This window comes from Luteimonas sp. A478, from assembly GCF_054052025.1.
The window spans coordinates 97,285-121,938 of sequence record NZ_JBSVRF010000006.1 but is presented as its reverse complement, the minus strand read 5'-3'; the positions used below and the strand labels follow the sequence as shown (position 1 = coordinate 121,938).

Annotated in this window: 19 protein-coding genes, 1 pseudogene and 1 riboswitch; of the genes and pseudogenes, 7 read left to right on the top strand and 13 right to left on the bottom strand. The window is 66.1% G+C overall.

From position 1 onward, the window contains the following. Positions 1 to 72 precede the first annotated feature (72 nt). From ACW7G3_RS12325 to ACW7G3_RS12315, 3 genes and pseudogenes are all read right to left on the bottom strand, one after another. Complete coding sequence (locus tag ACW7G3_RS12325; RefSeq protein ID WP_456983062.1) at positions 73 to 564, bottom strand: hypothetical protein; 492 nt, start codon at positions 562 to 564, stop codon at positions 73 to 75. A gap of 20 nt (positions 565 to 584) precedes the next feature. Next, positions 585 to 1,298: pseudogene (locus ACW7G3_RS12320) on the bottom strand (RHS repeat-associated core domain-containing protein); the annotation flags it as partial. A gap of 537 nt (positions 1,299 to 1,835) precedes the next feature. Then, the gene (locus ACW7G3_RS12315; protein WP_456983060.1) at positions 1,836 to 4,301 is read right to left on the bottom strand and encodes an acyl-CoA dehydrogenase; all 2,466 of its coding nucleotides are present in this window, start codon (positions 4,299 to 4,301) and stop codon (positions 1,836 to 1,838) included. A gap of 154 nt (positions 4,302 to 4,455) precedes the next feature. On the opposite strand from ACW7G3_RS12315, the gene ACW7G3_RS12310 reads away from it, so the two are divergent. Both ACW7G3_RS12310 and ACW7G3_RS12305 read left to right on the top strand, forming a co-directional pair. Then, positions 4,456 to 5,061, top strand: coding sequence for a TetR/AcrR family transcriptional regulator (locus tag ACW7G3_RS12310; RefSeq protein WP_456983058.1), 606 nt, complete (start codon positions 4,456 to 4,458; stop codon positions 5,059 to 5,061). A 104-nt stretch (positions 5,062 to 5,165) separates the two neighbouring features. Continuing rightward, on the top strand, positions 5,166 to 6,935 hold the full coding sequence (locus ACW7G3_RS12305; RefSeq protein WP_456983056.1) for a phosphoenolpyruvate carboxykinase (GTP): 1,770 nt from the start codon (positions 5,166 to 5,168) through the stop codon (positions 6,933 to 6,935). 20 nt (positions 6,936 to 6,955) lie between these two features. Here the strand turns inward: ACW7G3_RS12305 and ACW7G3_RS12300 are convergent, their stop codons facing one another. From ACW7G3_RS12300 to hslO, 4 genes are all read right to left on the bottom strand, one after another. Then, a complete protein-coding gene (locus tag ACW7G3_RS12300) occupies positions 6,956 to 7,948 on the bottom strand; it encodes a class I SAM-dependent methyltransferase (RefSeq protein ID WP_456983054.1) in 993 nt (330 codons plus the stop codon). A gap of 180 nt (positions 7,949 to 8,128) precedes the next feature. After that, on the bottom strand, positions 8,129 to 10,846 hold the full coding sequence (locus tag ACW7G3_RS12295; protein WP_456983052.1) for a TonB-dependent receptor plug domain-containing protein: 2,718 nt from the start codon (positions 10,844 to 10,846) through the stop codon (positions 8,129 to 8,131). A gap of 173 nt (positions 10,847 to 11,019) precedes the next feature. Then, positions 11,020 to 11,844, bottom strand: a complete 825-nt coding sequence (locus tag ACW7G3_RS12290) for an XOO1806 family protein (RefSeq protein ID WP_456983150.1) — start codon at positions 11,842 to 11,844, stop codon at positions 11,020 to 11,022. Between the two features lie 140 nt (positions 11,845 to 11,984). Continuing rightward, positions 11,985 to 12,887 carry an Hsp33 family molecular chaperone HslO gene (gene hslO, locus ACW7G3_RS12285; protein ID WP_456983050.1) on the bottom strand — a complete coding sequence of 301 codons (903 nt, stop codon included), beginning with the start codon at positions 12,885 to 12,887 and terminating at the stop codon, positions 11,985 to 11,987. 125 nt (positions 12,888 to 13,012) lie between these two features. Between hslO and mtgA the strand changes: the two genes are divergently transcribed. From mtgA to ACW7G3_RS12270, 3 genes are read left to right on the top strand one after another with little or no spacing between them, the layout of a single operon-like run. After that, positions 13,013 to 13,726 (top strand): monofunctional biosynthetic peptidoglycan transglycosylase, encoded by a 714-nt coding sequence (gene mtgA / locus ACW7G3_RS12280; protein WP_456983048.1) that lies wholly within the window; start codon positions 13,013 to 13,015, stop codon positions 13,724 to 13,726. Between the two features lie 56 nt (positions 13,727 to 13,782). Next, entirely contained in the window at positions 13,783 to 14,811 is a 1,029-nt protein-coding gene (locus ACW7G3_RS12275) for a glycosyltransferase family 2 protein (RefSeq protein WP_456983046.1), read from the top strand. Beyond that, positions 14,771 to 15,202 (top strand): CBS domain-containing protein, encoded by a 432-nt coding sequence (locus ACW7G3_RS12270; RefSeq protein WP_456975081.1) that lies wholly within the window; start codon positions 14,771 to 14,773, stop codon positions 15,200 to 15,202. The genes ACW7G3_RS12275 and ACW7G3_RS12270 overlap by 41 nt, the downstream gene beginning before the upstream one ends. A 28-nt stretch (positions 15,203 to 15,230) precedes the next feature. On the opposite strand, the gene ACW7G3_RS12265 is transcribed toward ACW7G3_RS12270, so the two are convergent. The 4 genes from ACW7G3_RS12265 to ACW7G3_RS12250 all read right to left on the bottom strand — a co-directional run bounded on the left by ACW7G3_RS12265 (position 15,231) and on the right by ACW7G3_RS12250 (position 19,977). Further along, positions 15,231 to 17,186 (bottom strand): AsmA family protein, encoded by a 1,956-nt coding sequence (locus ACW7G3_RS12265; RefSeq protein ID WP_456983044.1) that lies wholly within the window; start codon positions 17,184 to 17,186, stop codon positions 15,231 to 15,233. 90 nt (positions 17,187 to 17,276) lie between these two features. After that, complete coding sequence (locus ACW7G3_RS12260) at positions 17,277 to 17,642, bottom strand: hypothetical protein (protein WP_456983042.1); 366 nt, start codon at positions 17,640 to 17,642, stop codon at positions 17,277 to 17,279. A 65-nt stretch (positions 17,643 to 17,707) separates the two neighbouring features. Continuing rightward, complete coding sequence (trhA, locus tag ACW7G3_RS12255; RefSeq protein ID WP_456983148.1) at positions 17,708 to 18,358, bottom strand: PAQR family membrane homeostasis protein TrhA; 651 nt, start codon at positions 18,356 to 18,358, stop codon at positions 17,708 to 17,710. A gap of 17 nt (positions 18,359 to 18,375) precedes the next feature. Further along, positions 18,376 to 19,977, bottom strand: coding sequence for a peptide chain release factor 3 (locus ACW7G3_RS12250; protein ID WP_456983040.1), 1,602 nt, complete (start codon positions 19,975 to 19,977; stop codon positions 18,376 to 18,378). 165 nt (positions 19,978 to 20,142) lie between these two features. Here ACW7G3_RS12250 and ACW7G3_RS12245 point away from each other — a divergent pair, with 165 nt between their 5' ends. Beyond that, on the top strand, positions 20,143 to 21,216 hold the full coding sequence (locus ACW7G3_RS12245; RefSeq protein ID WP_456983039.1) for an HDOD domain-containing protein: 1,074 nt from the start codon (positions 20,143 to 20,145) through the stop codon (positions 21,214 to 21,216). A 27-nt stretch (positions 21,217 to 21,243) separates the two neighbouring features. Here the strand turns inward: ACW7G3_RS12245 and ACW7G3_RS12240 are convergent, their stop codons facing one another. Both ACW7G3_RS12240 and ACW7G3_RS12235 read right to left on the bottom strand, forming a co-directional pair. Next, positions 21,244 to 22,077: a M23 family metallopeptidase gene (locus ACW7G3_RS12240; protein ID WP_456983037.1), complete on the bottom strand. Its 834-nt coding sequence runs from the start codon at positions 22,075 to 22,077 to the stop codon at positions 21,244 to 21,246. Positions 22,078 to 22,080: 3 nt separating this feature from the next. Then, positions 22,081 to 23,187 (bottom strand): phytase, encoded by a 1,107-nt coding sequence (locus ACW7G3_RS12235; RefSeq protein ID WP_456983035.1) that lies wholly within the window; start codon positions 23,185 to 23,187, stop codon positions 22,081 to 22,083. Between the two features lie 116 nt (positions 23,188 to 23,303). Further along, a riboswitch (SAM riboswitch) is annotated at positions 23,304 to 23,432 on the top strand. Positions 23,433 to 23,525: 93 nt separating this feature from the next. Here ACW7G3_RS12235 and metX point away from each other — a divergent pair. Continuing rightward, positions 23,526 to 24,560 carry a homoserine O-succinyltransferase MetX gene (gene metX / locus ACW7G3_RS12230; protein WP_456983034.1) on the top strand — a complete coding sequence of 345 codons (1,035 nt, stop codon included), beginning with the start codon at positions 23,526 to 23,528 and terminating at the stop codon, positions 24,558 to 24,560. The last annotated feature ends 94 nt before the right edge of the window (positions 24,561 to 24,654 follow it).

The following is a 24,654-nucleotide window of genomic DNA, read 5'->3' as shown; positions in this document are numbered from 1 at the left end:
CACAACGTCGACACCTTCGAAGCCGCGCCACTTGCAAGTCAGGTGGCGTCCCAAGATGTCTTGAATAATCTGCTACCGGCCAAGCAGCGATTCGATGTCACTGCGGACCTCGGCCAGCGGTGTGGGGCCTTCACCGTCTCGTGGCCAGTCCTTGACCCCTTCAAACCCGAGGCGATACGTGCTGAACCTGCCGTTGGTAGCGGAAGCGAATTGGTCCTGTCGGCTCATCTTGCCGCCGATCTCCGTTCCCTCGACGAGCAAGACCTGTACCCCCCGAACAGCAAAGAAGAGGTACTCACAGCCCACCTTGCAGCAATCCGGATCGGCCTCGGCAATGCTGCCGCGGATCACGAAGCGCAGTTCGTCTCCCGCGGTTGCCCCTTTGATGCCGTCGCTCACTTCCACGCGGGCGAACGCCCTCACTCCCTCGATGCTGCCCGGGCGCTCGACCCCGACAACCCGGCCGACAACGATCAGGTCTGATGCTTCCACTTTCTCGGTCAGGGAGTACTCACGAAGTTCCCTGGCGAACGCGTTGCCGCACAGCAGGACGATCACGATCATGCAGGCCAATAGTATGCGGATCATGGGTCGAAAGCCCGGTGGTTTTCGTCGCGCGGAAGCGAAGGCTCTCTCATTTCCGTCCGGATCTGGTTGTCAATGTCGATTGCGTTGGCTTCGTGGTTGCCGAGTACCTGCTGTACTGCATGGCCGGCAATCTCGTGCGCCAGAATATAGGCCGGCAGATTGGTCAACAGGTTCCCTTGTGCGTCGACTGTATTAAAGACGTTGTCGCTAATGACTGCGGCGACGTCGTTGCCTTGCGTACCCGTCAACCCACCCCCGTGATCGTTGACGTTGACGTTACCGACCATCTGCTGGACGGCCAGCAGAATCGTCTTTTCCGAGGCAATCCCATGCTGCAGCGCCGAATCGTAAGTTACCGATCCTCCGCCCCCGGGGTTGTCACCGGTTCGGACCAGCAAGTTGGTCTCATTGAACCGATAGTGCCCAGCGGCCCTCGCATTAATATAGCCCGCAAGCTTCGCATTGTTGGCTGGATTGATTGATCGGAACTCCCGGCCATCAGGATCATGATAGCGGTACGGGTTGTTGGCGGCGTAGCGATACCGGTGGAAGTACTGCGTGGGGCGGCTGTATGGGGTGACTGGGTCGACCGACAGGAATACCCCCAAGACTGGATCGTAATAGCGATCCTGCATGTAGGTGAGGCCGGTGGCCGCATCTTGCACATGCCCAGTGAATCCGGGGCCGTCCTGCAGGGCAGGGGTCAGCTGGGCACCGTAGGGTTAGTATTCCCGGCGTTCCACGACGTTCCCGCTCTCGTCGGAAACGGCGACGATACTGCCCATCGCGTCAGTATGAAAATAACGTACGGTGGTCTGCGCGTGACTGTTCGACACCACGCAAGCGAATCCGATTGCCGCCAGTCCGACGAATAGATTGAGACGCACGCTTCCCCCTTGGCCTTCCGTAGCGTTGGCTTGACGCATGACCGTACCCGTTTGCCGGCCTCCTGGCGATCAAGTTCCACTTTTAACAGTTCGTGTCAATACCGCGCCTGCGTAAAATGGGATCGACGTCCGGTATCGCCAAGTTGGCCTGCCCGTCGGCGGGTCAATCCAGCCGCGGTGGCGCGGACACAGCGCGCCGAAGCCGAGTCCCGTCGTGGCCGGGAGGCCTTTGCGCGTAGGTAAAGGAGGAGGCAACCGCCGGAAGGCGGATGCCGGGGGACATGGAGCGCAAAGGCCTCCCGGTCGCGGAGGGGCCCTTCAGATCACAGCGCGCTCACCCAAGCCGAAAGGGCCCGCCCGTCAGGCCGCCTCGCGCTTTTCCTGCTGCACACGGTAGCCCGCTGAACGCAGCTCTTCGGAATCGAAGTCGTCCACGGTGATGGTGTCCAGGGTGAGCTCGCGCAGCTCTTCCAGTTGGGCGCGCTCTTCCGTGGTGATCCAGCCCTCGCGCAAGCCCTCGTCCAGCTGCGAGGCGAAGTCCAGCGCCTCGATATCGCTGTTCTTCAGCGCCTTCATCAGCTTGCGTTCCACCGGCTCGGCGGCGATGGCCTTGGCCAGGTAGCTGTTGATGCGGCCACCCGGGTTGTTCGGGCCGGGAGTGAGGAACACGCCCTTGGCCAGGCGGTCGCGGGCGGCGTTGGGCGACATCAGCAGCGCGGCCACGCGATGGCTCAGGCGATCACCCGGTGGCACCGCGCGACGGCCCAGCGGGAACACCAGCAGCCACATCAGCCAGCCCACCGGACGGATCGGGAAGTTGCGCAGTGCCGCGGACAGCGAGGTTTCCATGCGGTGCACGCTGTCGTGGAAGGCCCAGGCCAACAGCGGCTGCTCGGCTTCAGGAGTGCCCTCGTCGTGATAGCGCTTGAGCATGGCGCTGGTCATGTACAGGTGGCTGAGCACATCGCCCAGGCGCCCGGACAGCGACTCCTTGAACTTCAGCTTGCCGCCGAGCATCAGCATCGACACGTCGGCCATCAGCGCCAGGTTGGCGGAGTAGCGGTCGAGCTTGCGGAAGTAGCGGCGGGTGTAGTCATCGCCCGGGGCCGTGCCGATCTTGGCCGCGGTGATGCCGAACCAGAACGAGCGCACGGCGTTGGAGATCGCGAACCCCATATGGCCAAACAGGTTGCGGTCGAACTCGCGCAGCCCGGCGGCCTCGTCCGGATCCTGGGCGGCCTTCATCTCCTTCATCACCCACGGATGGCACAGGATCGCGCCTTGCCCGAAGATCAGCAGGCTGCGGGTCATGATGTTGGCGCCTTCCACCGTGATCGCGATCGGCGAGGCCTGCCAGGCCCGCCCGCCCAGGTTGCGCGGCCCGAGGATGATGCCCTTGCCGCCCACGACGTCCATGAAGTCGCTGGCGGCCTGGCGGCCCATTTCGGTGCAGTGGTATTTGGCGATCGCCGAAGGCACCGACGGCACGTCGCCGCGGTCGACCGCCGCGGCGGTGGCCTGCGACAGGGCACTGGCGGCATAGGCGCGCCCACCGATCCGGGCCAGTGCCTCCTCCACACCCTCGAAACGCCCGATCGACAGCCCGAACTGCTTGCGGATCCGCGCATAGGCGCCGACCACCACCGCAGCGAACTTGGATCCGCCGCTGGCGGTCGAGGGCAGGGTGATGGAGCGGCCCACGGCCAGGCATTCGTTGAGCATGTTCCAGCCCAGGCCGGCTTTCTCCACGCCGCCAATCAGCTGGCTGAGCGGGATGAACACGTCCTTGCCGCGCACCGGGCCGTTCTGGAACGGCGAATTGAGCGGGAAGTGGCGGCGGCCGGCTTCCACGCCAGCAGTATCACGGGGCAACAATGCCAAGGTGATGCCGATGTCGCGGGTGTCGCCGATCAGTCCGTCCGGGTCATACATGCGGAAGGCCAAGCCGATCAGGGTCGCCACCGGGGCCAGGGTGATATAGCGCTTGTCGAAGGTCAGGCGCACGCCCAGCACCTGGGCGCCATTCCACTCGCCCTTGCAGACGATGCCGTAGTCGGGGATGGAGGTGGCGTCGGAGCCGGCAAACGGACCGGTCAGGGCAAAGCACGGCACTTCCTCTCCCAACGCCAGGCGCGGCAGGTAGTACTCCTTCTGCTCCTGGGTGCCGTAGTGCATCAGCAGCTCGCCAGGCCCGAGCGAGTTGGGCACGCCGACGGTGGAGCTGACCACGCTGGAAGCCGTGGCCAGCTTCTGGATCACCTTGTGGTGGGCCAGGGCGGAAAAGCCCAGACCGCCATACTCCTTGGGAATGATCATGCCGAAGAAGCGGTTGGTCTTGATGAAGTCCCACATCTCCGGTGGAAGATCCGCGTGCACGTGGTTGATCTGCCACTCGTCCACCATCAGGCACAGCGCTTCCGTGGGTCCGTCCAGGAAGGCCTGCTCTTCGGCGGTCAGCTCAGGCTTTGGATAGTTCAGCAGGATGTTCCAGTCCGGGTCGCCGGTGAACAGCTCGCCCTCGAAGCCGACCGAGCCGGTTTCCAGCGCGATCCGCTCGGTCTGCGACAGCGGCGGCAACACCTTGCGGAAGAACTTCAGCAGCGGCGCGGTGATCAGCGCCTTGCGCACCGGACCAATCAGCAGCAGTGCCGCAACCAGGGCGAGCAGCGCCGCGGCCACCACGGTGGCGCCGGGATGGCTGCCCAGCAGCCAGCAGGCCACCAGGCCGGTGGCGCCGATGGCGATCCACGTGGCCAGCCGCAGGCGGTGGTAGGCGGCAAAGGCACCGGTGAGGATCAGGACGAGGAACGGCATTGCAACGCTCATTACGGACTCCTGGGGAGGGCGTGCCGGGCAGGGTGCCTGCGCGCCGCAATATAACCATACGGGCCAGTATGGGAATGCCGCCAGGCCGTGTCAATCGCGCGGTACGGAGCCGCGTGCGCATGACGAGACGGCAGCGTATGGATACACTGCCGTCATGGAAAAAACAGCTCCCGGCAAGGCGCCGAAATCAAAGTCGCGGGAGCGCAATGCCCGATTGAGCACCGATGATTGGGCCCAGGCCGCCCTCGACCTGATCGCCGAGCAGGGCGTGGCCGCCGTGGCCGTGGAGCCCCTGGCCCGCCGGCTCGGGGTGACCAAGGGCAGCTTCTACTGGCACTTCCCATCCCGCGATGCGCTGCTCCAGGCAGCGCTGGAGCGCTGGGAGAGCGTGGAGCAGGAGGCCCTGTTTGGTGCGCTTGAGCGCATCACCGATCCGCACGAACGGCTGCGCAACCTGATCCAGATGGTGGCGGTGGAGATACAGTCGCACGTCATCTACAGCGCGCTGCTGCAGGCGCTGGACCATCCGATCGTGCAGCCGGTGATCGGTCGCGTGTCCGAGCGCCGGCTGCAGTACCTGACCAGTGCGTTCTGCCAGGTCGGCTTTGCGCAGTCCAAGGCGAAGCACCGGGCGCGGCTGGCCTACAGCGCCTACGTCGGTTTCCTGCAGCTCTCCTCGCAGCTGCCGCAGTCGCGGCTGGATCACGAGACCTACGAGGAATACATCGGCCACGTCATGGAAACCCTGATCCCGGTCTGAGCGCAGCGCAATGTTGCGCTGCAGCGGGGCCAGCTCCGGTCGCAGCGGCTAAACTGGCCGCTTTTCCGCCGTTGGGCGGAGCAGTGCCGCTTTCCGGAGGTTCGATGAACGCAGTTCCCAGCCCGCAGGCCATGCCTGCAAACGCCAGCGCGCTTGCCGCGCTCAACGAGTGGGTGGCGCAGGTTGCCGCATTGACGCGCCCGGATGCCATCCACTGGTGCGATGGCAGCGATGCCGAGTACCAGGCGCTGCTGGAGGCCATGCAAGCCGATGGCACCCTGCTGCCGCTCAACCCGGATACACACCCAGGCTGCTGGCTGCACCGGTCCGACCCGGACGACGTGGCGCGGGTGGAACACCTGACCTTCGTCTGCAGCCGTGAGCGCGAAGATGCCGGTCCGAACAACCACTGGATGGCCCCGGACGAGGCCCACGCCAAACTCGATGCGCTGTTTGAAGGCTGCATGCAGGGCCGCACCCTGTATGTGGTCCCGTACTGCATGGGTCCGGTGGATTCACCGCTGGCCCGCTGCGGGGTGGAAATCACCGACTCGCCATACGTAGTGGCCAACATGCGCCTGATGACCCGCATGGGCGCGGCTGCGCTGGAGCGGATCGAGCGCGAGGGTGCCCAGGGCAAGCCGTTCGTAAAGGGCCTGCACTCCACCGGAGAGCTGGATCCGGAGCGCCGCTACATCATGCATTTCCCCGAGGAGCTGGCGATCAAGTCCTACGGCTCCGGCTACGGCGGCAACGCGCTGCTGGGCAAGAAGTGCCACGCCCTGCGCATCGCCTCCTGGCAGGCACGCCAGGAAGGCTGGCTCGCCGAGCACATGCTGATCGTGGGCATCGAGAACCCGCAGGGCGAGACGCACTACATCGCCGCCGCCTTCCCCAGCGCCTGCGGCAAGACCAACCTGGCCATGCTGATCCCGCCGGAAGGCTACCGGCAGGATGGGTGGAAGGTTTGGACGGTGGGCGATGACATCGCCTGGATGCACCCCGGTGAAGACGGCCGGCTGTGGGCGATCAATCCTGAAGCCGGTTTCTTCGGCGTGGCCCCGGGCACCTCGGCCAAATCCAACCCCAACGCACTGGCCTCGATCCAGCGCGACACCATCTTCACCAACGTGGCGGTCACCGATGACAACCAGCCGTGGTGGGAGGGCCTGGACGATCGCGTGCCGGCCTTCGACTGGCAGGGGCGTCCGTACGACCCCGCCAATGGCCCCGCCGCGCACCCCAATGCGCGCTTCACCGTCAGCGCCAGCCAGTGCCCCACCTTCTCCCCGCATGCGGAGGACCCGCAGGGCGTGCCGATTTCGGCCATCGTATTCGGCGGCCGCCGTGCCTCACTGGTGCCGCTGGTGTTCCAGGCCCGCGACTGGGCCCACGGGGTGATGGTGGGCGCGGCCATGGCCTCTGAAACCACTGCCGCCGCCACCGGCGCCGTGGGCGTGGTGCGACGCGATCCGATGGCGATGAAGCCGTTCTGCGGCTACCACTTCGGCGACTACTTCAACCACTGGCTGTCGTTCGACAAGCCGGGGGCAAAGCTGCCGGGGATCTTCCATGTCAACTGGTTCCGCAAGGACGCCGACGGCCGTTTCATGTGGCCGGGCTTTGGTGACAATCTGCGCGTGCTGGAGTGGATCATCGGCCGGGTGGATGGGGATGCCGGCGCGGTGGAAACCCGGGTCGGTCTGGTTCCCGACGGGCAGGACATCAATTTCGAAGGTCTGGAAGTCAGCCACGCCGAACTGTTTGCGATCGACCAGGACGGCTGGGCGGACGAGTTCAAAGCCATCTCCAGTTACTTCGGGGAGTTGGGCGAGCGCGCGCCCGCCCAACTGACCAGCCTCGCGAAAGGCTGACCTTCCAGCGCTGCCCGTGCTCAGGCGCGGGTGGCGCGCAGGGTCCAACCCATCAGCATGTCCTGGTGGTGCACCAGGCCTGGATCCATGTCGCGGAAGCCGGAGGCTTCCAGCTTCTCCCGCAGCCGGCTCATTCCTTCATCATCCAGCGCATGATGGCAGAGCTCATCGCTGCGCAGCCGTGCCTGGCGCAGCTGATCCTCATAGCTGGCGAGGTGGGACGTGGCGGTGTCCGTGTCCACCTGGCCCTGCTGCAATGCCTGCATGAGTCCGAAGACCCGCTGCAGCGCCTCCGCCAGCAGGCCGCCTTCGGATCGGGATCGTGTTGCCAGCTCCTGGGCAAGTGTATTGAAGCGTTCCCGGTCCTCCGTCGCCTGGACCGAAGCCCGCAACTGCTCCAGCTCGCCCCGACCTGCCATGCCCATCCACGGCACCATCGCCTGCGCAAGCTCCAGCAGGCCGTCGGGAGCGCATAAAGTTGCCGCCCCGGATGCTTCCGCAGCTGCAACAGCGGCCAGCTGCGAGTCGGCGTGGTGCATCACCAGGGCCAGCGTGCCTCCGGGACGGAGTACACGCGCTGCTTCCATGCCGGCCGCGGTGGTATCGGTGTACTCGAAACCATACTGGCTGCAAGCCAGGTCGAAACAGGCGTCGGCAAACGGCAGGTGTTCGGCGCGGATTGATCCGTGGAAGTGAATCCGGTCGCGCTGTGCAGCAGGCAGGGCGCTGTGCCAGTCCGGTGCCACGGTAGCAATATCCACGGCATCCACCAGGGGCGACTCGCCCGAGCGCAGCTCCAGCGCCAGCAGCGGCAATGCGCCGTTGCCGGTGCCGATATCCAGCAGTCGCTGCCCGGCATGTGTCCCGGCGAGCACATTCGCCCAGAACTGCCTGATTGCACCCTCGTAATTGCCCGCGTAGGAGGTGGGCAACGAATGCAGCGCACCATGGCGCCAGTAGTCCGACCATGCCTGCGCACGGTCTGCCGGATTGCTGTCAGCGGGATTGATCACGGTTACGCCAAGCTTGGGAAAGGTCTGCCGGGCGATGCCCGGGAGCACAGTCTAAGCGAGTAACGCGCGCTGTCCGAACAGGCGCCACCTGGCTAGGCGCGGTGCCGATGCCGGCGAGGGCGCATAAAAAAGGGAGGTCTCTTGCGAGACCTCCCTCCGTGTTGCAGATACCAGCGTGGATCAGAAGCGCTGGGTGTAGCGGAAGTACGGGATGCGACCCCACGTGTGATACACGTAATCGTCGAAGTCCTCGTACCACGGATCAATCACAGCTTCCTTGTCACCCAGGTTCTTGACGCCCAGGGTGATGTCGGCGTTCCACGGTGCCTTGTAGGTCACCTGTACGTCGTGGGTGGTCCAGGACGGCAGGCTGTGCGGCAGACCGAAGTCATTGTTGCCAGCGCGGAACTGACGGAACGCGGTCGACTGGGTGCCGTGGATGTAGTTGATGTTCCACGTGGCCGAGAAGTCGCCAAAGCTCCACTGGTTGTTCAGGCCGGCGCGGATGCGCGGGTAGCCCGGACGACCGGAGATGCTCTGCGCGCCGTTGCTGGAGTACTCGGCAACGTAGCTGGCGGTCAGGTGGTTGCGCATCGTGCCCCAGTCATTGAGGTCAAAGTTGGTGCGCAGGTTGAAGTCGTAACCCGACGTCTCGATCATGCCGATGTTGGTGTAGCCGGCCTGCGCCGCAAACACCGAACCGTCCGGCCCGAAGATCACGCCCAGGCCCAGCTGCTGGTTCGGCAGTCCGGCGTTAGCCGGCAGCTCGGCCAGATCGCTCGGGCACAGGGTGCCGGTGCCCTCAAGACAGGCGATCATGGTGCCAGCACCGATGAACGCGATCTGGTTGGTGATCTCGATGTCGTAGTAGTCCAACGACATGTTCAGCCAGTCGGTGGCATCCCACACCACGCCCAGGCCGAACTGCTCGGACTGCTCGGACTCCAGGTTCGGATTGGCGATGCGCCACTCGTTGATCTGGGTCTCACAGGTGGCGGAGAGGCCCTGCGACAGACAGGTGGCCGGGTGGGTGACGTACGAAGCGCTGAACGACGGCTGGGCGGACAGGATGTCCAGGGCCGGCGCGCGGAAGCCTTCGCCCCACGAGGCGCGGAAGGTCAGGCTGTCGATCGGGTGCCAGCGCAGCGAGACCTTCGGCGAGGTGTCGCTGCCGTAGTCGCTGTAACGGTCATGACGCGCCGCAACGTTGACTTCAAAGCCGTCGACGATCGGGAACAGCATTTCGACGTAGGCGGCGGACAGGTCACGGCTACCGGAGGCCGAGTTGCCGGCCGAACCCACGATCTGGCCTGCTTCGGACAGCGGATCGTAGTTGTCCTGGTAGTAATCTTCGCGGTACTCACCACCGACCACGGCGGCGGAGGTGCCACCCGGAAGCTCGAACATGTCGAATGCGGCGCTGGCGAAGAACTCCTTGCTGGTGGTCTTCAGGTCACGCAGGATCGTGGAGGTGAAGCCCTTGACCACGGCCGGATCGGCATTCATCGGATCGTAGACGTTGTACGCACCGCTATCGATCGCGTTCTGTGCCAGGCCGCCAACCACGTAGTTCTGGCCCATGTCGGTTGCGCGCGACTCGGAGCGGCGCACGCCGAACTCCAGGTCGAAGATGCCTGCGCGGCCTTCAAAGCCCAGCATGTAGTCGTACACGGTGTTCTCGACCAGGCCGTCACGCGCGCCAGCGGCGGCGAAACGGTGGGTCAGGTACACCGGTGCACCGTTCAGGTGCGCGTACTCAGCTGCGTACGGGTTGTTCCCGCCGATGGTGCCGGGGTGGTTCGGGCTGCCATCTTCAAGAACGATCGCACCACCCGGCCACGGGCTGGAGGGCACCGGGGCGTAGCGGCCGAAGGATTCCGAGCCGGAGATCGTGGCGTTGAAGTAGGTGCTCCAGTCGTCGTTGATCTGGTAGTCGCCGCGGATGAAGGCCGACTTGTTCTCCACGCTGGTGGCGGTGGCCGACACCATGGTGTGGTTGTACTGACAGGTGGTGCCGTAGCCGCTGCCGCTGGTGTAGAACAGGTTGGTGCCGTCGATGCAGTCGCCCGGTACGGCGGCGCCGTAGGTCGGGTGGATCTGGTCACGCATCACCGCGCGCCCGTCGAAGAAGTTCGAACCGTCGTCGTTGACACCCGGACGCCAGAAGTTGTTCGAGTAGACCGATGCGCCCGGGGTGGTCATCCAGAAATCGCGGTCGCGGGTGTAGAGCTCGTCACGCTTGTTGTACGAAGCACCAGCCAGGATGCGGCCGCGGTCGCCGGCGGTGCCGAACACCACGTGGCCTTCCTGGGTGTCACCGCCCTGACGGGTCGGGAAGCCCTGGCCGTAGGAGATTTCGACGCCGTCGAAGTCCTTGCGGGTGATGATGTTGATCACGCCGCCCAGTGCGTCCGAACCGTAGACCGCGGATGCGCCGTCGGACAGGATCTCGATGCGCTCAACAGCCGCCATCGGGATGGTGTTCAGGTCCTGTGCCGAACCGTGCATCGGGGCAACCGGAGCGCGGCGGCCGTCGACCAGGATCAGCGTGCGGCCTTCGCCCAGACCACGCATGCTCACGCCGGTGAAGCCGCCCCACGAGGAGCCGGAGCTCGACTGGTACGAACCGAACGAGTTGAAAGTGGTGTCGCGCAGGAAGTCGGCGACGGAGATGTCACCGGTGGCTTCCAGCTGGGCACGGTCGATCACGGTGACCGGTACGGCACCTTCGATCTCGGCGCGCTTGATTCGCGAGCCAGTGACCTCGATGCGATCCAGGGTGGTTGCTTCCGTACCGGAGTCCTGGGCGAATGCAACGCCCGTGCCGGTGACGGCGGTTGCGCCGGCAACGAGCGCGAAAGTAATCGCGTCGCGCAGCTTGGTGGTCTTCAAAGTCATCTCTCTCTCCAAGTGTGTCTTGGGTAATCCCATGGGAACCCCACCGATGACATCAACACAGATGCCAAAGTCGGCAAGGCCGAGGCCGATAGTAGCCCCCATTGGAGAGAAATTAAAGTGTCGTTAACAAATCGTGCGGTTTTCGGTAAACCGCCACGGCACAGCAGGAGATTTCAGAGGTCCTGCTCGTAGCGGACGTAGGGAATGGTGCCCTCGTCCTCGCCGTTCTCGCCGCGCGGCGAGAAGGGGTTCTTGCCCCGGGTGATCACGTTTTCGGCGCCGACGGTGAGCTGGCCGCTCCACGGAGTACGCCAGGTCAGGCCGAGGCCAACGCCTTCGAAGCGCTCACGGCCCGGGGTGTCGATCACCTGGCCGATGACGCTGGCGCCGAAGTTGCCGTAGCCACCGCCCACGCTCAGGCTCTTGCTGTCCCAGCGGTCGGTCAGGCCAACGGGGGCCTGGGCATAGGGGATCAGGCGTGCCTTGGCCACGGTGCCGGCAATGGACACAAAACCCTGGTCGCTGATGTTCTTCTGGGCGAACACAGTGAGGTCGTTGCCATCCACCTGGCCCGCCGCGCCGCGGCCGCCCGGAGCCAGCCATGCGGGCAAGGTGCCCTGGGTGTCACCCACGGTGATGCCAACCTGGCTGGAGCTGGTGTTGAACGAGGCGGTTGCGGTGCTGCGCTGGCCGGCAGGCGCGTCATCGTCAAGCGATGCGAGCGAGCAGTTGTGGGCCAGGTTGCCAAGCTGGGCGGCAAGGCCGCCCTGGTGATTGCACAGCAGGGCCAGCGAATCACCGGATTCCAGTCCGAACATGGCGTCCAGGCTGTTGCCGCCAAAGCGCCAGCGGGTTCCGGCCCTGGCACCTTCATCGGTGGGTTCCAGCACCAGCAGGGCTTCGATCTGGCCGCTGTTGTTCCACACCGGAAGAACCGCCTGGTCGCCCGCGTCCCTGCCCTGGGCGTGCGCGCCCGCTGCTGCGCCCAGGGCGAGCAGGGCTGAAAGCACGAGCTTGGCAGGGCGCAGTGTCATCGTGAACAGTCGACCCTTCGGCGGAGTCGGAAGTTCCTTGGCGAGGGCCTCCGACTTTATCGTGTTTATGTTTCTTTAACAATCCCCGAGCACTGCCCGGAACGTCATTGCAGCCGCTCCGGGCCTTCCATTGATGCCCGCGCGTCCGTGAACAAAGCGTCAATATCCGCCGGTTCGAACCGGTATGTCTGGGCGCAGAACTCACAGCGGACGCTGGCATGGCCGTCGATCACTGCCGCCTGTGCTTCGGCTTCGCCCAGCGACTGCAGCATGCCGGACACTCGTTCGTATGAGCAGGAGCAGCCGAAGCGCAGCGCTCGCTCGCCCATCAGCTCGGGTGCTTCCTCGTGGAACAGGCGGTGCAGCAGGGTGTCATTGTCCCAAGCCAGCAGTTCCGCCGGGGACAGGGTTTCGAGCAGGGCGCTGGCGCGATTGAAGCCGTCGGCATCGCCATCCGAGCCGGGCAGCTGCTGCAGCATCAAACCTGCGGCCGCCTGACCATCGGCAGCCAGCAGGATCCGGGTAGGGAGCTGCTCGGACTGGCGGAAATACGATTCGAACGCCGCGGACAGGGTGGGTTGCGACAGCTCGACCAGGCCCTGGTAGCGGGTGGGCTCGCGCGAGCCGATGCCAGGGCCTTCAATCGTGATGGCCAGCGTAGCGCCGCTCGCGGCGTCGCGCAGATCGTCCGGCAGCGGCTGTTCGGAGTCGGCCACGCGCAGGATGCCGCGCAGGGTGCCCGCAGAGGTGCATTCGGCAAACAGGGTGCGGATCTGCTGGCGGCCGCTGAGCTGTACCGACAGCCGGCCATCGATCTTGGCGTGGGCGGTGAACAGCGCCGAGGCCGCCACCGCCTGGCCCAGCAGGGCACTGGCACCAGGCAGGTGCTCATCGTGGGATCGGATGGTGGCCCAGGTATCGCGCAGGTGGACGCGCACGCCGCGTACATCGGCCTGCGGCAGGAGGAATCGGGTGAGGCGGTCGCTGTCGGCGGCGGCTGTATTCATATCTATATGGTGTGTGCGGGCAGGTGGCTGGCAAGTGACGATGGCCATTCCATAATGGAGGCCATGAATGCCGGACGGATGAAGATGGGGCCAGGTGAGGTGATGCACAAGCCGGGAGGACGGGAGTGAGGGCGCGTCGGCGTGGACGCCGCTGGCTGCGGTGGCTGGTGCTGGCCCCGCTGGCGCTTGCCCTCTTCAGCATGCTGCAGGTGCTGGTGCTGCGGTTCGTCGATCCGCCGGTATCGATGGTGATGGTGGAGCATCAGGTGCAGGCCTGGGTGGACGGCAACCGCGATTTCCGCCTGCGCCGTGAGTGGCGCAATCTCGAATGGATAGCACCGGCACTGCCGCTGGCGATGATTGCGGCCGAGGACCAGAACTTCGCGGCCCATCGCGGCTTTGATCTGGACGCGATCGAGCGGGCGCGCGAGGAGCGTGCCCGCGGCGGGCGGCTGCGCGGAGCCAGCACCATCAGCCAGCAGACCGCAAAGAACGTTTTCCTGTGGAGTGGGCGCAGCTGGGTGCGCAAGGGGCTGGAGGCCTGGTACACGGTGCTGATGGAATTGCTGTGGCCCAAGCAGCGGATCCTGGAGATGTACGTGAACGTGGCGGAATTCGGCGACGGCGTCTATGGCGCCCAGGCCGCGGCGCGTGAGTTCTTCGGCAAGGACGCTGATGCGCTTTCGAGCGCGGAAGCCGCCCGTCTGGCTGCCGTCCTGCCCAATCCGGGGCGTTACAGTGCGGCCAGCCCGGGCCCCTACGTGCAGCGGCGTACCGGCCAGATCCAGCGGCAGATGGGTCAGATCGGTGGCGAGGCCTATCTCGAACAGCTGCGCTGAGCAGGCCACGGCAACGCATCGTGCCGGGCCTGCAGCGGCCGGTTTAGGATGGCGGCATGACGAAGAACCTGTTGACGATGGTAGTGGCGGCCTGGAACGAGGCCGAGGCGCTGCCCCAGCTGCATCCGCGCATTGCCGCGATGCTGGATGTGCTGCTGCGCGAGCATGGCGTGCACGGTCGGGTGCTGTACGTGGACGATGGCAGCAGCGATGGCACCTGGAGGGTGCTGCAGGGCATTGCATCCGGTGACCGGCGCGTATCGCTGCTGCGGTTGTCGCGCAATTTCGGCAAGGAGGCGGCGCTGACCGCCGGCCTGGACCTGGTGGAGGAGGGCGCGGCGCTGATCCTGGATGCCGATGGCCAGGATCCGCCGGAAATGGCGCCCGAGTTCGTCGCCCGCTGGCAGGAAGGCTATGACGACGTCTACGGCACCCGCACCGTGCGCGAGGGCGAGGGCTGGTTCAAACGCGCCTCCGCGCACGGCTTCTACCGGGTGATGCAGCGGCTGTCGAAGACGCCGATCCCGGTGGATACCGGCGATTTCCGCTTGCTGTCACCGCGCGCCTTGGCGGCGCTGCGGCAGCTGCGCGAGCGGCACCGCTTCATGAAGGGGCTGTTTGGCTGGGTGGGCTTCAACAGCATCGCCGTTCCCTATGAGCGCCAGTCGCGATCGGCAGGGCGCAGCAAATACAGCATCTGGCGGCTGTGGAACTTCGCCTTGGAGGGGTTGACCAGCTTCTCCACGGCGCCGCTGCGGGCGGCCACGTATGTGGGACTGGTTACTGCACTGGTGGCCTTCGGCTACGGGGTGTGGATCATTTTCAAAGCGCTGCTCCACGGGGATGCGGTGGCCGGCTGGCCGACGATGATGGCGGTGATCCTGTTTCTTGGCGGAACCCAGCTGATCGCCCTGGGGATGATCGGCGAGTACCTGGGCAGGCTGTACCTGGAGTCCAAGCAGCGGCCCCTGTATCTGGTTGATGCATGGCTTCCCGCGGAACGGGTACAGTGGGGCGCAACCCAGTCAACCGGAGGAGTGCACGATGCGAACGGTCAGGCATCTGCTGGAGGTGAAGGGGCATGAAGTGTTTGCCATCGATCCCGACGCGGCGGTTATCGATGCGATCAGGCTCATGGCGCAGAAGCGGGTCGGCTCCTTGCTGGTAATGCGTGCAGGCGCCCTGGAAGGGATGCTTTCGGAGCGTGACTACGCACGAAAGGTGGTGCTGGAAGGCCTGTCATCCAAAACCACGCCGGTGCGGGAAATCATGACCCGCGAAGTGACCACGGTGGGTCTGGATGACCACGTGCCGCACTGCATGGAAATCGTGACCCGCCAGCGTATCCGCCACCTGCCGGTGGTCGATGCCGGCGGTACGGTGCTGGGTCTGGTGTCGATCGGCGATCTGGTCAAGGCGGTGATCGAGGATCAGCAGATCGAGCTGGAGCAGCTGCACAGCTACATCTCCGGCTGATCGCGGATCGCCGGGCCTGTACGGCCGGTTATTCCGCGTATTCGCCGCCGCAGCCGGCGTCTTCGCCCGGGCCCAGTTCCAGCGTGGCCAGCAGGGCGGCGGGCGGGGCGATGCTGGTCAGGGCCAGGGCGATCGCGCCGCGTATGCCCAGCCGCCCCATGTCGGGACGGAAGCCCGGGTCGGCGAACGTGCCATCGATGACCAGCGGTGAGCGCAGGCTGAGCAGGCTGCGGTCCTTGGGCCGCGGACGCAGCTCCAGATCCAGGGTTTCCTCGCCAAGATCGATGCTGCCCTCGCCAACGATCAGCGTATCGGTGGTGTCGAAAGCCAGTGCCCGGGCCTGCATGACGCCATCCTGCACCGCAAAATCGGCGAACGCGCAGCGTACCGGCACCAGGCGATCGCCGGTGATGAGGAAGCGCAATGCTTCGAAGATGTCGATCCCGGCCAGCTCCAGGATCAGGTTGCTGATCTGGCCGCTGCCCATGCCCAGCGCCACGTTGCCGTCGGCGCTGCCGAGCATGCGGGCCACCGAGTTGCCGGTGCCGGTGAGCGAAATCTCCCCGCCGATGGATCCCAGCGCGTCACGGGCAATTTCCGGGGTCGGGAACAGCTGCTCCAGCTCCATGCCGCTGACGCTCGCATCCAACCGGGTCTGGATGGTTTCCCCGCGCGCATCCATGCGTATGCCGGAGTCGATCCTGCCGCCGGCCATGCCAAAGGTGAGCGGCTGCAGGGTGAGCAGGCCGTCTTCCAGGACGAGGTGCGCGTCCATCTCGTCCAATGGCAACACGGGGGATTCAATGCGGCTGGCGCGCAGACGCACGTCGGCGTCCATTGCCCGCAGCTTGTCCAGTTCATAGGGTGTATCCGGCAATACTTTGCCAGCGGCTGCGCGCTGCTCGGCGCGGGCCTGGAGCTCGGGATTGGTGGTGTCGTCCGGACCGCTGTCCGGGGCCGCGCCGACCAACCCCGCCAGGTCATCGAAATCAAGCATCTCCGACACCAGGTCCGCCGAGAAATGCGGACGGTCTCCGCCCACCGTGACGGCGACTTCGCCGGCCAGGTCACTGTCGCCTACCTCGCCGCTGAATTCGCGATATGTCCACATGTTTGCATCGCGGCCAAGGCGGCCATCCAGGGTGTACGGCGGGGTGTCGGGCAGGGCCACGCCCAGCAGCGGATACAGATCGGCCAGGTTGGCGCCCGACAGTGCCATCTGCAGATCGAAGCGCTGCAGCTGGAAAGGATTGAACAACACGCCGCGGGCATGGGCCCGGGTACGGCCGGCTTCGGCCTCCAGATCGATTCCGTAACCGGGCTGTGTCTCCTGCTGCTGCAGATCCAGCAACGAGGCGATGCGCCCTTCAAGGCTGAAGTCATTGCCACGCCACTGGCCGCTGCCTGCGATTGCCACCGGCGGGGCGGTCTCGGCGCGCGCCGATTCCTGGCTTTCCAGGGACACCTCGATGCGGGTGTCATCGGCCGGGTGCAGGAACAGCAGCTCGCCGCCTTCGATCCACAGCCTTTCGATGCGGGCCGGTGTGCCATCCCCCGATGACTCGAACAGGTTCCAGTTGCCGCCTTGCGCGCCGAGTTCCAGGCGCAGCCGCGGGTTGACCAGTTCGATCGCGGGGATCCGCGTCTGCCGCCGCAGCAGCGAGGGCAGGTGCAGGCGGATCAGGGCGCGATCGGCGCGGGCCATCTCCGGTTCGGCTGACCATTCCGCATTGCCCAGCCGCAGGGCGCCGGCGCTGATTGTGACCGTGCTGCCGACATCCACATCCAGATCGCCGCCAATATCGAAGCTGCGGCCGGTGCGCGCCTCCACCGCGCGCTCAAGCGGACCCTTGAACCAGTTCCAATCCCACACCAGCGCCAGTACCACCAACGCTATCGCGACCGCGGCGAGCGCGGTGCGCCAAGGATGGCGGGCGATGGCGGCAAGGGCCGCCTGCTGCCGGTGGCGGGAGGGTGCGGGCATGGCGGGATCGGTGTGGAAACGCCACCACCATCCGCGCGGGCCGGTATAACCGGAGTGAATGTGTTGTCGGCGGTTCAGCGCCGCCGGGCGTTATCCGGCGGGTTCGCAGGCCAGGTTGCGCTCGCCGTTGGACTGGCTCAGCTCGACGAAATCGCCATCGATGATGAAGCGCAGTCCCACGTCGGACCAGGTGCGCGGCTGGCTGCCAGCCATCTCACCCAGCCGGATGATGCGCCCGTCGCTGAGCGCGAGGCGGGCTACGCGTCCTTCGCGGACCAGTTCCACCTGGTTGCCTTCCGCGCAGGCGTAGCTGGCTACGATGTCGCCATCTGCGGCCAGTGCGGCTTCCCGGGCGGGATCGGGGGCGGGCTCCACTGATGCGGCGGGCGGGGGCGTCTGTGCCTGGCAGGCGGCCAGCAGCAGGCAGGCGGGGATCAGCAGGCGGAAGGCGTTCATGGGGTCCACATTCATGCAGTGCGATGAAGTCCGATCATACTGCGCCGCTTCATTACGGCGCGGGTTTATAGCGGTGTGACCACCTGGGCCATCACGGCCACGTAGTGGCAAAGGCTGCCGCCAATGCAGAACAGGTGCCAGATCGCGTGGGAGTAGGGGATGGACTCGCGGTGGTAGAACACCGTGCCCAGGGTGTAGAACAGCCCGCCGGCGACCATCCAGCCCAGGGTCCAGCCGTCCAGCGCTTCCATCACCGGCTTGATCGCCACCAGCACCATCCAGCCCATGGCCACGTAGATCAGGGTGGACAGGCGCTTGAAACGCCCGGTGAAAAACAGCTTGAACACCACTCCGGCCAGGGCCAGCGTCCAGATGGTTGCAAACAGCCCCCAGCCCCACGGTCCGCGCAGCCCGATCAGGGTGAAGGGGGTATAGGTGCCGGCGATCAGCAGGTAGATCGCGCAGTGGTCAAACACCTTCAGCCGCCGCTTGAGTACCGGCTGCCGGAACGAGTGGTAGAGCGTGGAGGCCAAGTAGAGCAGCAGCAGGCTGGCGGAAAAAACGATGGCCGCGCCCAGTTGCCAGCCATCGCCGTGAATTGCGGCGAGGCTGATCAGCACAGTGCCGGCGATCACGGCCGCAGTCGCGGCGATGCCATGGGTCAGGGCGCTGGCGAATTCCTCACGCTGCTGACGTGGGGACATGGGGGCGGTGATCATCGTCGGACCTGCGATCATTCCGCGGGGACGTGGGCGTGTTCGCGGGTGGCGTCGAAGCTGATGTCCGGCCAGCGCTCCTGGGCCAGCTGCAGGTTGACCCGTGAGGGTGCCAGGTAGACCAGCTCGCCGGCTGCATCGATGCCCAGGTTGACGGCGTTCCTGTCGCGGAACTCCTCCAGCTTGCGCTCGTCGTCGCAGTGCACCCAGCGGGTGGTCACCACGCCGACCTGTTCAAAGATCGCGTCCACGCCGTACTCGGCCTTGAGCCGGTAGGCGGCCACGTCGAACTGCAGCACGCCCACCGCGCCCAGGATCAGGTCGTTGCCCATCAGCGGGCGGAAGAACTGGGTGGCGCCTTCTTCCGACAGCTGGGCCAGGCCCTTTTGCAGCTGCTTGAGCCGAAGCGGATCACGCAGTCGGGCGCGGCGGAACAGTTCCGGCGCGAAGCTGGGAATGCCGGTGAACGACAGCGCCTCGCCTTCGGTAAAGGTGTCGCCGATCGAGATGGTGCCGTGGTTGTGGATGCCGATCACATCGCCCGGATAGGCTTCGGCGGCGATCTCGCGGTCGCTGGCCATGAAGGTCAGCGCGTTGGCCAGCTTCATGTCCTTGCCGCTGCGCACGTGGAACGTCTTCATGCCGGCATGGAAGCGGCCTGAACACACGCGCATGAACGCAACCCGGTCGCGGTGTTGCGGATCCATGTTGGCCTGGATCTTGAACACGAAGCCGGTGAGCTGGCTTTCCGCCGGCTCCACTTCGCGGCCGGTGGTGGGGCGGGGCTGCGGCGACGGGGCATGGCGGACGAAGAAGTCCAGCAGCGGCTGCACGCCGAAGTTGTTCACCGCCGAACCGAAAAACACCGGCGTCTGGCGGGCGGCCCGGTATTCCTCCAGATCGAAGGAATGGCTGGCGCCCTGCACCAGCTCCAGCTCGTCGCGCAGCTCGGCCAGCGCCTGGGCGCCGATCCGTTTCTCCAGCTCCGGGTCATCGATCGAAGGCAGGATGGTGGAGTCCTGGCGGGTGAACTTGCGCCCGCTTTCGTACAGGTGCACTTCGCCGCTGAGCAGGTGCACCACGCCCTTCAGGCGCGTGCCCATGCCGATCGGCCAGGTCACCGGGGCACACTGGATCCCCAGCACATCTTCCACTTCGTCCAGCAGCTCGATCGGCTCGCGGCCTTCGCGGTCGAGCTTGTTGATGAAGGTCATGATCGGCGTGTCGCGCATGCGGCACACCTCCATCAGCTTGATGGTGCGCTCCTCCACGCCGCGGGCCACGTCGATCACCATCAGCGCCGAATCCACCGCGGTCAGCACGCGGTAGGTGTCCTCGCCGAAGTCGGCGTGCCCGGGGGTATCGAGCAGGTTGACCACGTGGTCCTGGTAAGGAAACTGCATGACCGAGCTGGTCACCGAAATGCCACGCTCCTGCTCCAGCTTCATCCAGTCGCTGGTGGCGTGGCGGGCCGCCTTGCGCCCCTTGACCGCACCAGCCATCTGGATCGCGCCGCCGAACAGCAGCAGCTTTTCGGTCAAGGTGGTCTTGCCGGCGTCGGGGTGCGAAATGATCGCGAATGTGCGGCGGCGTTGCGCCTGTTTGGAGACTTCGGACATGGGGTCGGCGCGCCCGCGCCTGGATACAGAAAGGAAGGGCGCGATTATAGACGTTCGCGAATTGTGATCCGGGTCATTGTCCTGCCTATCAAGACGGGCGGTCCGTAGCCGCTAATGTTTACAGGTGGTGGGCGTCACCCCCCGTGACATTTGGAGAAACAAACGGTGCGGATAGTCATCATTGGTTCGGATCCGGCTGCGGCGACGGGGTTGAAGCAGTCGCTCGCCGAGTTCGGCCTGGCTTGGAGCGTGGACACCATTGCAGCCCCAGGTGTGGCTGGCGTCTTCCCGGACGTGGACGTGCTGGTGAGTGGCCTGGCACCTGATGCGGGTTGGAGGCGCGATCTGGCCACGCTACGCCAGCGCTATCCGGAGGCAGTACGCGTCCTGCTGCTGGAGCAGGGACAGGAAGCAGGAGGGATGGACCTGTTGGAGGGCGCCCACCGGGTGCTGCGGAAGCCGTTGGACGCCAACGAGCTGATCGATGCTGTGGAAGGCATCAGTGAACTGCGCGAACTGCTGGACAACAAGCAAATCAAACAGTACGTAGGTTCCGTGGATTCGTTGCCTGCGGCCCCGCGCATGTACTTCCAGTTGGCACGGTTGATGCGAGATCCGGACGTGGCATTGACCCGGATCGCCGACGAGCTGTCGCAGGATCCGGCGCTGGCCGCGCGCGTGCTCAGACTGTGCAACTCCGCCTACTTCTCGGCAGGGCGCGAAATTATCGACATCCGTTCGGCGGTGACCCGTCTTGGGCTGCAGACCGTGCACCAGGTGGTGCTGGCCACCGAGGCGTTTGGGAGTGCCGGGGGCCTGTCAGCGGTTGAGCGGGAGGCAATGCAAGAGCGCGCATTGCGCACTTCTCGCCTGGCGGCCCGGCTGCTGGCAGGTCCCAGTGCAGAGCTGGCCGCCACGGCCGGGTTGCTGGCCGAGATCGGGCGCCTGCTGCCACCGCCGGAGGAGGGCGCCGCAGCACCGGAATATCCGGCCGCGGGAGCGTATCTGCTGGGCCTGTGGGGCCTGCCGATGCCGATCGTCGAAGCGGTGGCTTTCCATCGGGAGCCGCGGCGCCTGCGCGCGGCGGGGTTCTGGGTAGCCGGGGCAGTGCACGTTGCAGCGGCTCTGGTCTCGGATGAGTCGGTGGACGAGGCTTACCTGCAGTCCGTGGGCGTGCGCGATCGACTGCCGCAATGGCAGGCAATGCTGGAGCAGGACGCGCCCAGATCCGTGGCTTAGCTGCGGTCCCGCCGGGACTGGCCGCGGTTATTCCGCGCCGGGGCCGGGATCGTGGAACCGCAGGACGCCACCGGGCCCGAACATGCGGAACGGGATGGACTCCAGGCGCATGCCACGGTTGACCTGGACCACGAAGTGCAGGTGCGGGCCGGCGCTGAAACCGGTATTGCCGGACAGGCCCAGGCGCTGGCCGCGGCGGACCCGCTGCCCGGGGCGTACGAAGACGCCATTGGCATCCAGGTGCGCGTACAGGGCCATGGTGCCGTCCTCGTGGAGGATGCGTACCTGGTTGGCGAGTCCGTCCAAGTGTGGATCCAGGGTGGCGGCGGAGAAACCCGACTCGACCTGCATCACCGTGCCGTCGCGCGCTGCCAGCACCGGGATGCCTACCGGCGTGGCGAAATCCACTGCGTGCCGGTTGCCGGCGTCTGCGTGGCTGAATCCGCCGCCCCAGCCCTGGGTGATGCGCAGCGGCACGCTGGCCAGGGGCCAGGCATATTCCACGTCCCGGGGACGGGTGCTTGGATGACCGGGCACCGCTTCCAGCCGGAAGCGCGCGCCCGCGGCACCGGCCGCTCCGATCCGCGACACCAGGACCCGCCCGTACGCCGGCACCGTCGCCCGGGCGGGCAGGGCGGGGTGTGCCATGGAGGGATGGCCGTCGCCATGCAGCATCACCTCGATCGGTCCGGCCAGCAGGTTCTCGGCCCAGGCCAGCAGGCCGCCTTCAGCGGACTCCAGATGCAGGCGTGCGATGCGGGACGGCTCCTGCCCACGTATCTCCTGGGCGGTTGCACCGGCCGCAACCAGCAGTAACAGAAGGCCGGTTGCGCAGGCCCGGACGATGGCGTGGCAGGACATGGGTCAGTGCAGGCAGGCGTGGTCCAGGTCCAGGGCCTGGACCACGTGGCCCAGGTCGAACGCGCTGACCGAACGGTCATCGTGGACCGCATACATCACCCCGGCGGGAAACCGCGCCGTCGGCGCAAGATGCAGGGCGATGCCGTCCGTATTGGCGGTGATCCGGCCGCGGAAACTGCCGCGATGGTCCAGGTTGACGCGGTCATGGACGTGGAACAGGGAGTACGGCACCAGCTGATCCACCGCGATCCAGTAGCCTTCGTCCGGGCTGCAGTCCCACAGCACCACCCCTTCGGCTTCGCCGGCGAAGCTGCCCGGCATGCTCCTGCCGGTGTAGCGGCCGTCCAGGGTGTATTCGCGCAGGGTGGAGACATGGCGCCGGTCCTCATCGGCCACCAGCAACCGGTCATGGGCCGGATCGCCCCAGAGTGATTCAACAATGCGCAGCGCGCCGGCCTGGCTGGTGTCACCGAACGAACCCAGGTAGGAGGCGTCGATACCGCCGCCGTCGGCCAGTTGCAGGCGGAAGCGGCGCACTCGCTGGTCCAGTTCGTGCAGCGGCGGCACCTCGCTGAAGTCTTTGCCGTACATGAAGCTGTCGGTCACATAGACCTCCAGTTCGCCCGGCGCGGTTTCATGCAGCCAGATCCCGTATGGGCTGCGCAAAATGTCCTCACCGAAGCTGCCGACTGGCTCCAGGCCGGGCAATGCCAGCACCTGCACCCGCGGCGCATCGCGTTCGGTGACAAACACCAGGTCGGCGTAGACGATGATGCCGTTGGGCCGGTTGAACTGTCCCGGTGCGCTGCCCTTGCCGCCGGCTTCCCGCAGGCGTTCGCCAGTGGCGCCGTCGTACACCGCCAGGCGATGGCTGGACTTGGCGGTGGCGATCACCAGCACCTGCCCGTCCGGGGCGGTCCACGTAGCCAGTGAGTCCAGCTCGTCATCCGGCGAAGCTGCGCTGACAAAGCTCTCCGTCACCTCAACGCTAACCGCCGCATGGCCGCTGACCGGGTGGGCCGAGGCGCGATTGGAGGGCTCGGGGAGGGTGGCGCAGGATGCGGCGAAGGCGCTGGCCAGCAGCGCGAGCAGGATGCGGGGGTTCGTCATTGCCGGATTATGGCGAAGCCCCGCTGGTTTCGGAATGGCTTCGACATCCGGCGTAGTTCATCGCTCTATCGCGATGAAGGGATTGACAGGTTGGCTCGTGCCCGGCAGGATGCCTGCATCCATCGAGACCGGCGGAGGGACAGGCCCTTTGATGCCGGGGCAACCACCTTGCGGGGCGCCGTGCGCACCAAGGGGAAAGGTGCCAAGTCCTGCGGGGACCTGTTGCGTCCACCGGAAGATGGCTGTCGAGGGCACCGCGCGTGACCGCGCCAGTGGCGACATCCTTCCCGGCTTCCCGCATGCATCGATGGCCTCTTTCCCTCCGAGGCGGATGCGTCATGAGCCTGTTCGAAACTGCGGTTGCTGTTCCCAATATTCCATTCACATCACCCGGCACGGCTGCCGGTGCGCCCGTTCCAGCGGCGCGCGGCGAGCTGACAGTGGAGCTGCAGATGCGGCACGCGGGCCGCCGCCGGCTGACCGTGGCCTGGGAGAGCCAGGGGGCGGTGGATGCGCCGGTGGTGCTGGTGGCTGGCGGCATTTCCGCGCATCGCCACGTGGCCGCCAGCGCCGCCTTCCCCGAACGCGGCTGGCTGGACGGCCTGGTTGGAGCAGATCGCGCGCTGGACCCGGCGCGCTGCCGGATCCTCGCGTTTGATTTCGTTGGCGCCGACGGCCGGCTGGACGCGCCGATCGACACGGCCGACCAGGCAGACGCCGCCGCCGCGCTGCTTGCCGGGCTGGGGATCGGGCGTGTGCAAGCCTTCGTCGGCTACTCCTACGGGGCGCTGGTGGGGCTGCAGTTCGCTGCGCGGCACGCGGACCGGTTACAGCAGCTGGTGGCGGTGAGTGGCGCCCATCGCGCCCACCCCTATGCCGCGGCGTGGCGCGCGCTGCAGCGCCGTGCGGTGGGGCTGGGTGAGTTGCAGTGTTCAGATGCGCAGGGGCTGGGGCTGGCGCGCCAGTTCGCGATGTTGAGCTACCGCACCCCGGAAGAATTCGCCAAGCGCTTCGATGCCCCGCCGGAGATCATCAATGGCCGGGTGCGGGTGGCCGCCGAAGACTATCTGGATGCCGCCGGCGCCCGCTTCGTGTCGCGCACGTCGGTGACGGCATGGCTGCGCCTGTCCGAATCAATCGATCTGCACCGTGTGGACCCGTCGGCCATCACGGTGCCGACCACCGTGGTGGCGGTGGAGGGAGACTGGCTGGCACCGCTGGAGGATTCGGTGGCGCTGGTGGAGGGCCTGGCGGTGCCTGGACGGCTGCGCATATTGCGCTCGTCCTACGGCCACGACGCGTTCCTGAAGGAGCATGCAAGGGTTGATGCGATCCTGCGCGCAGCGCTGTCCGCACAGGAGCGCGCCGCATGAGCCGCGTTGATCACGATGTTGCCGGCCGGCCCGCCGTCCAGGCTCCTGCCACCTGTGCGGTACGGGCGGGGATCGACTGCGATCCGGGCTGGGG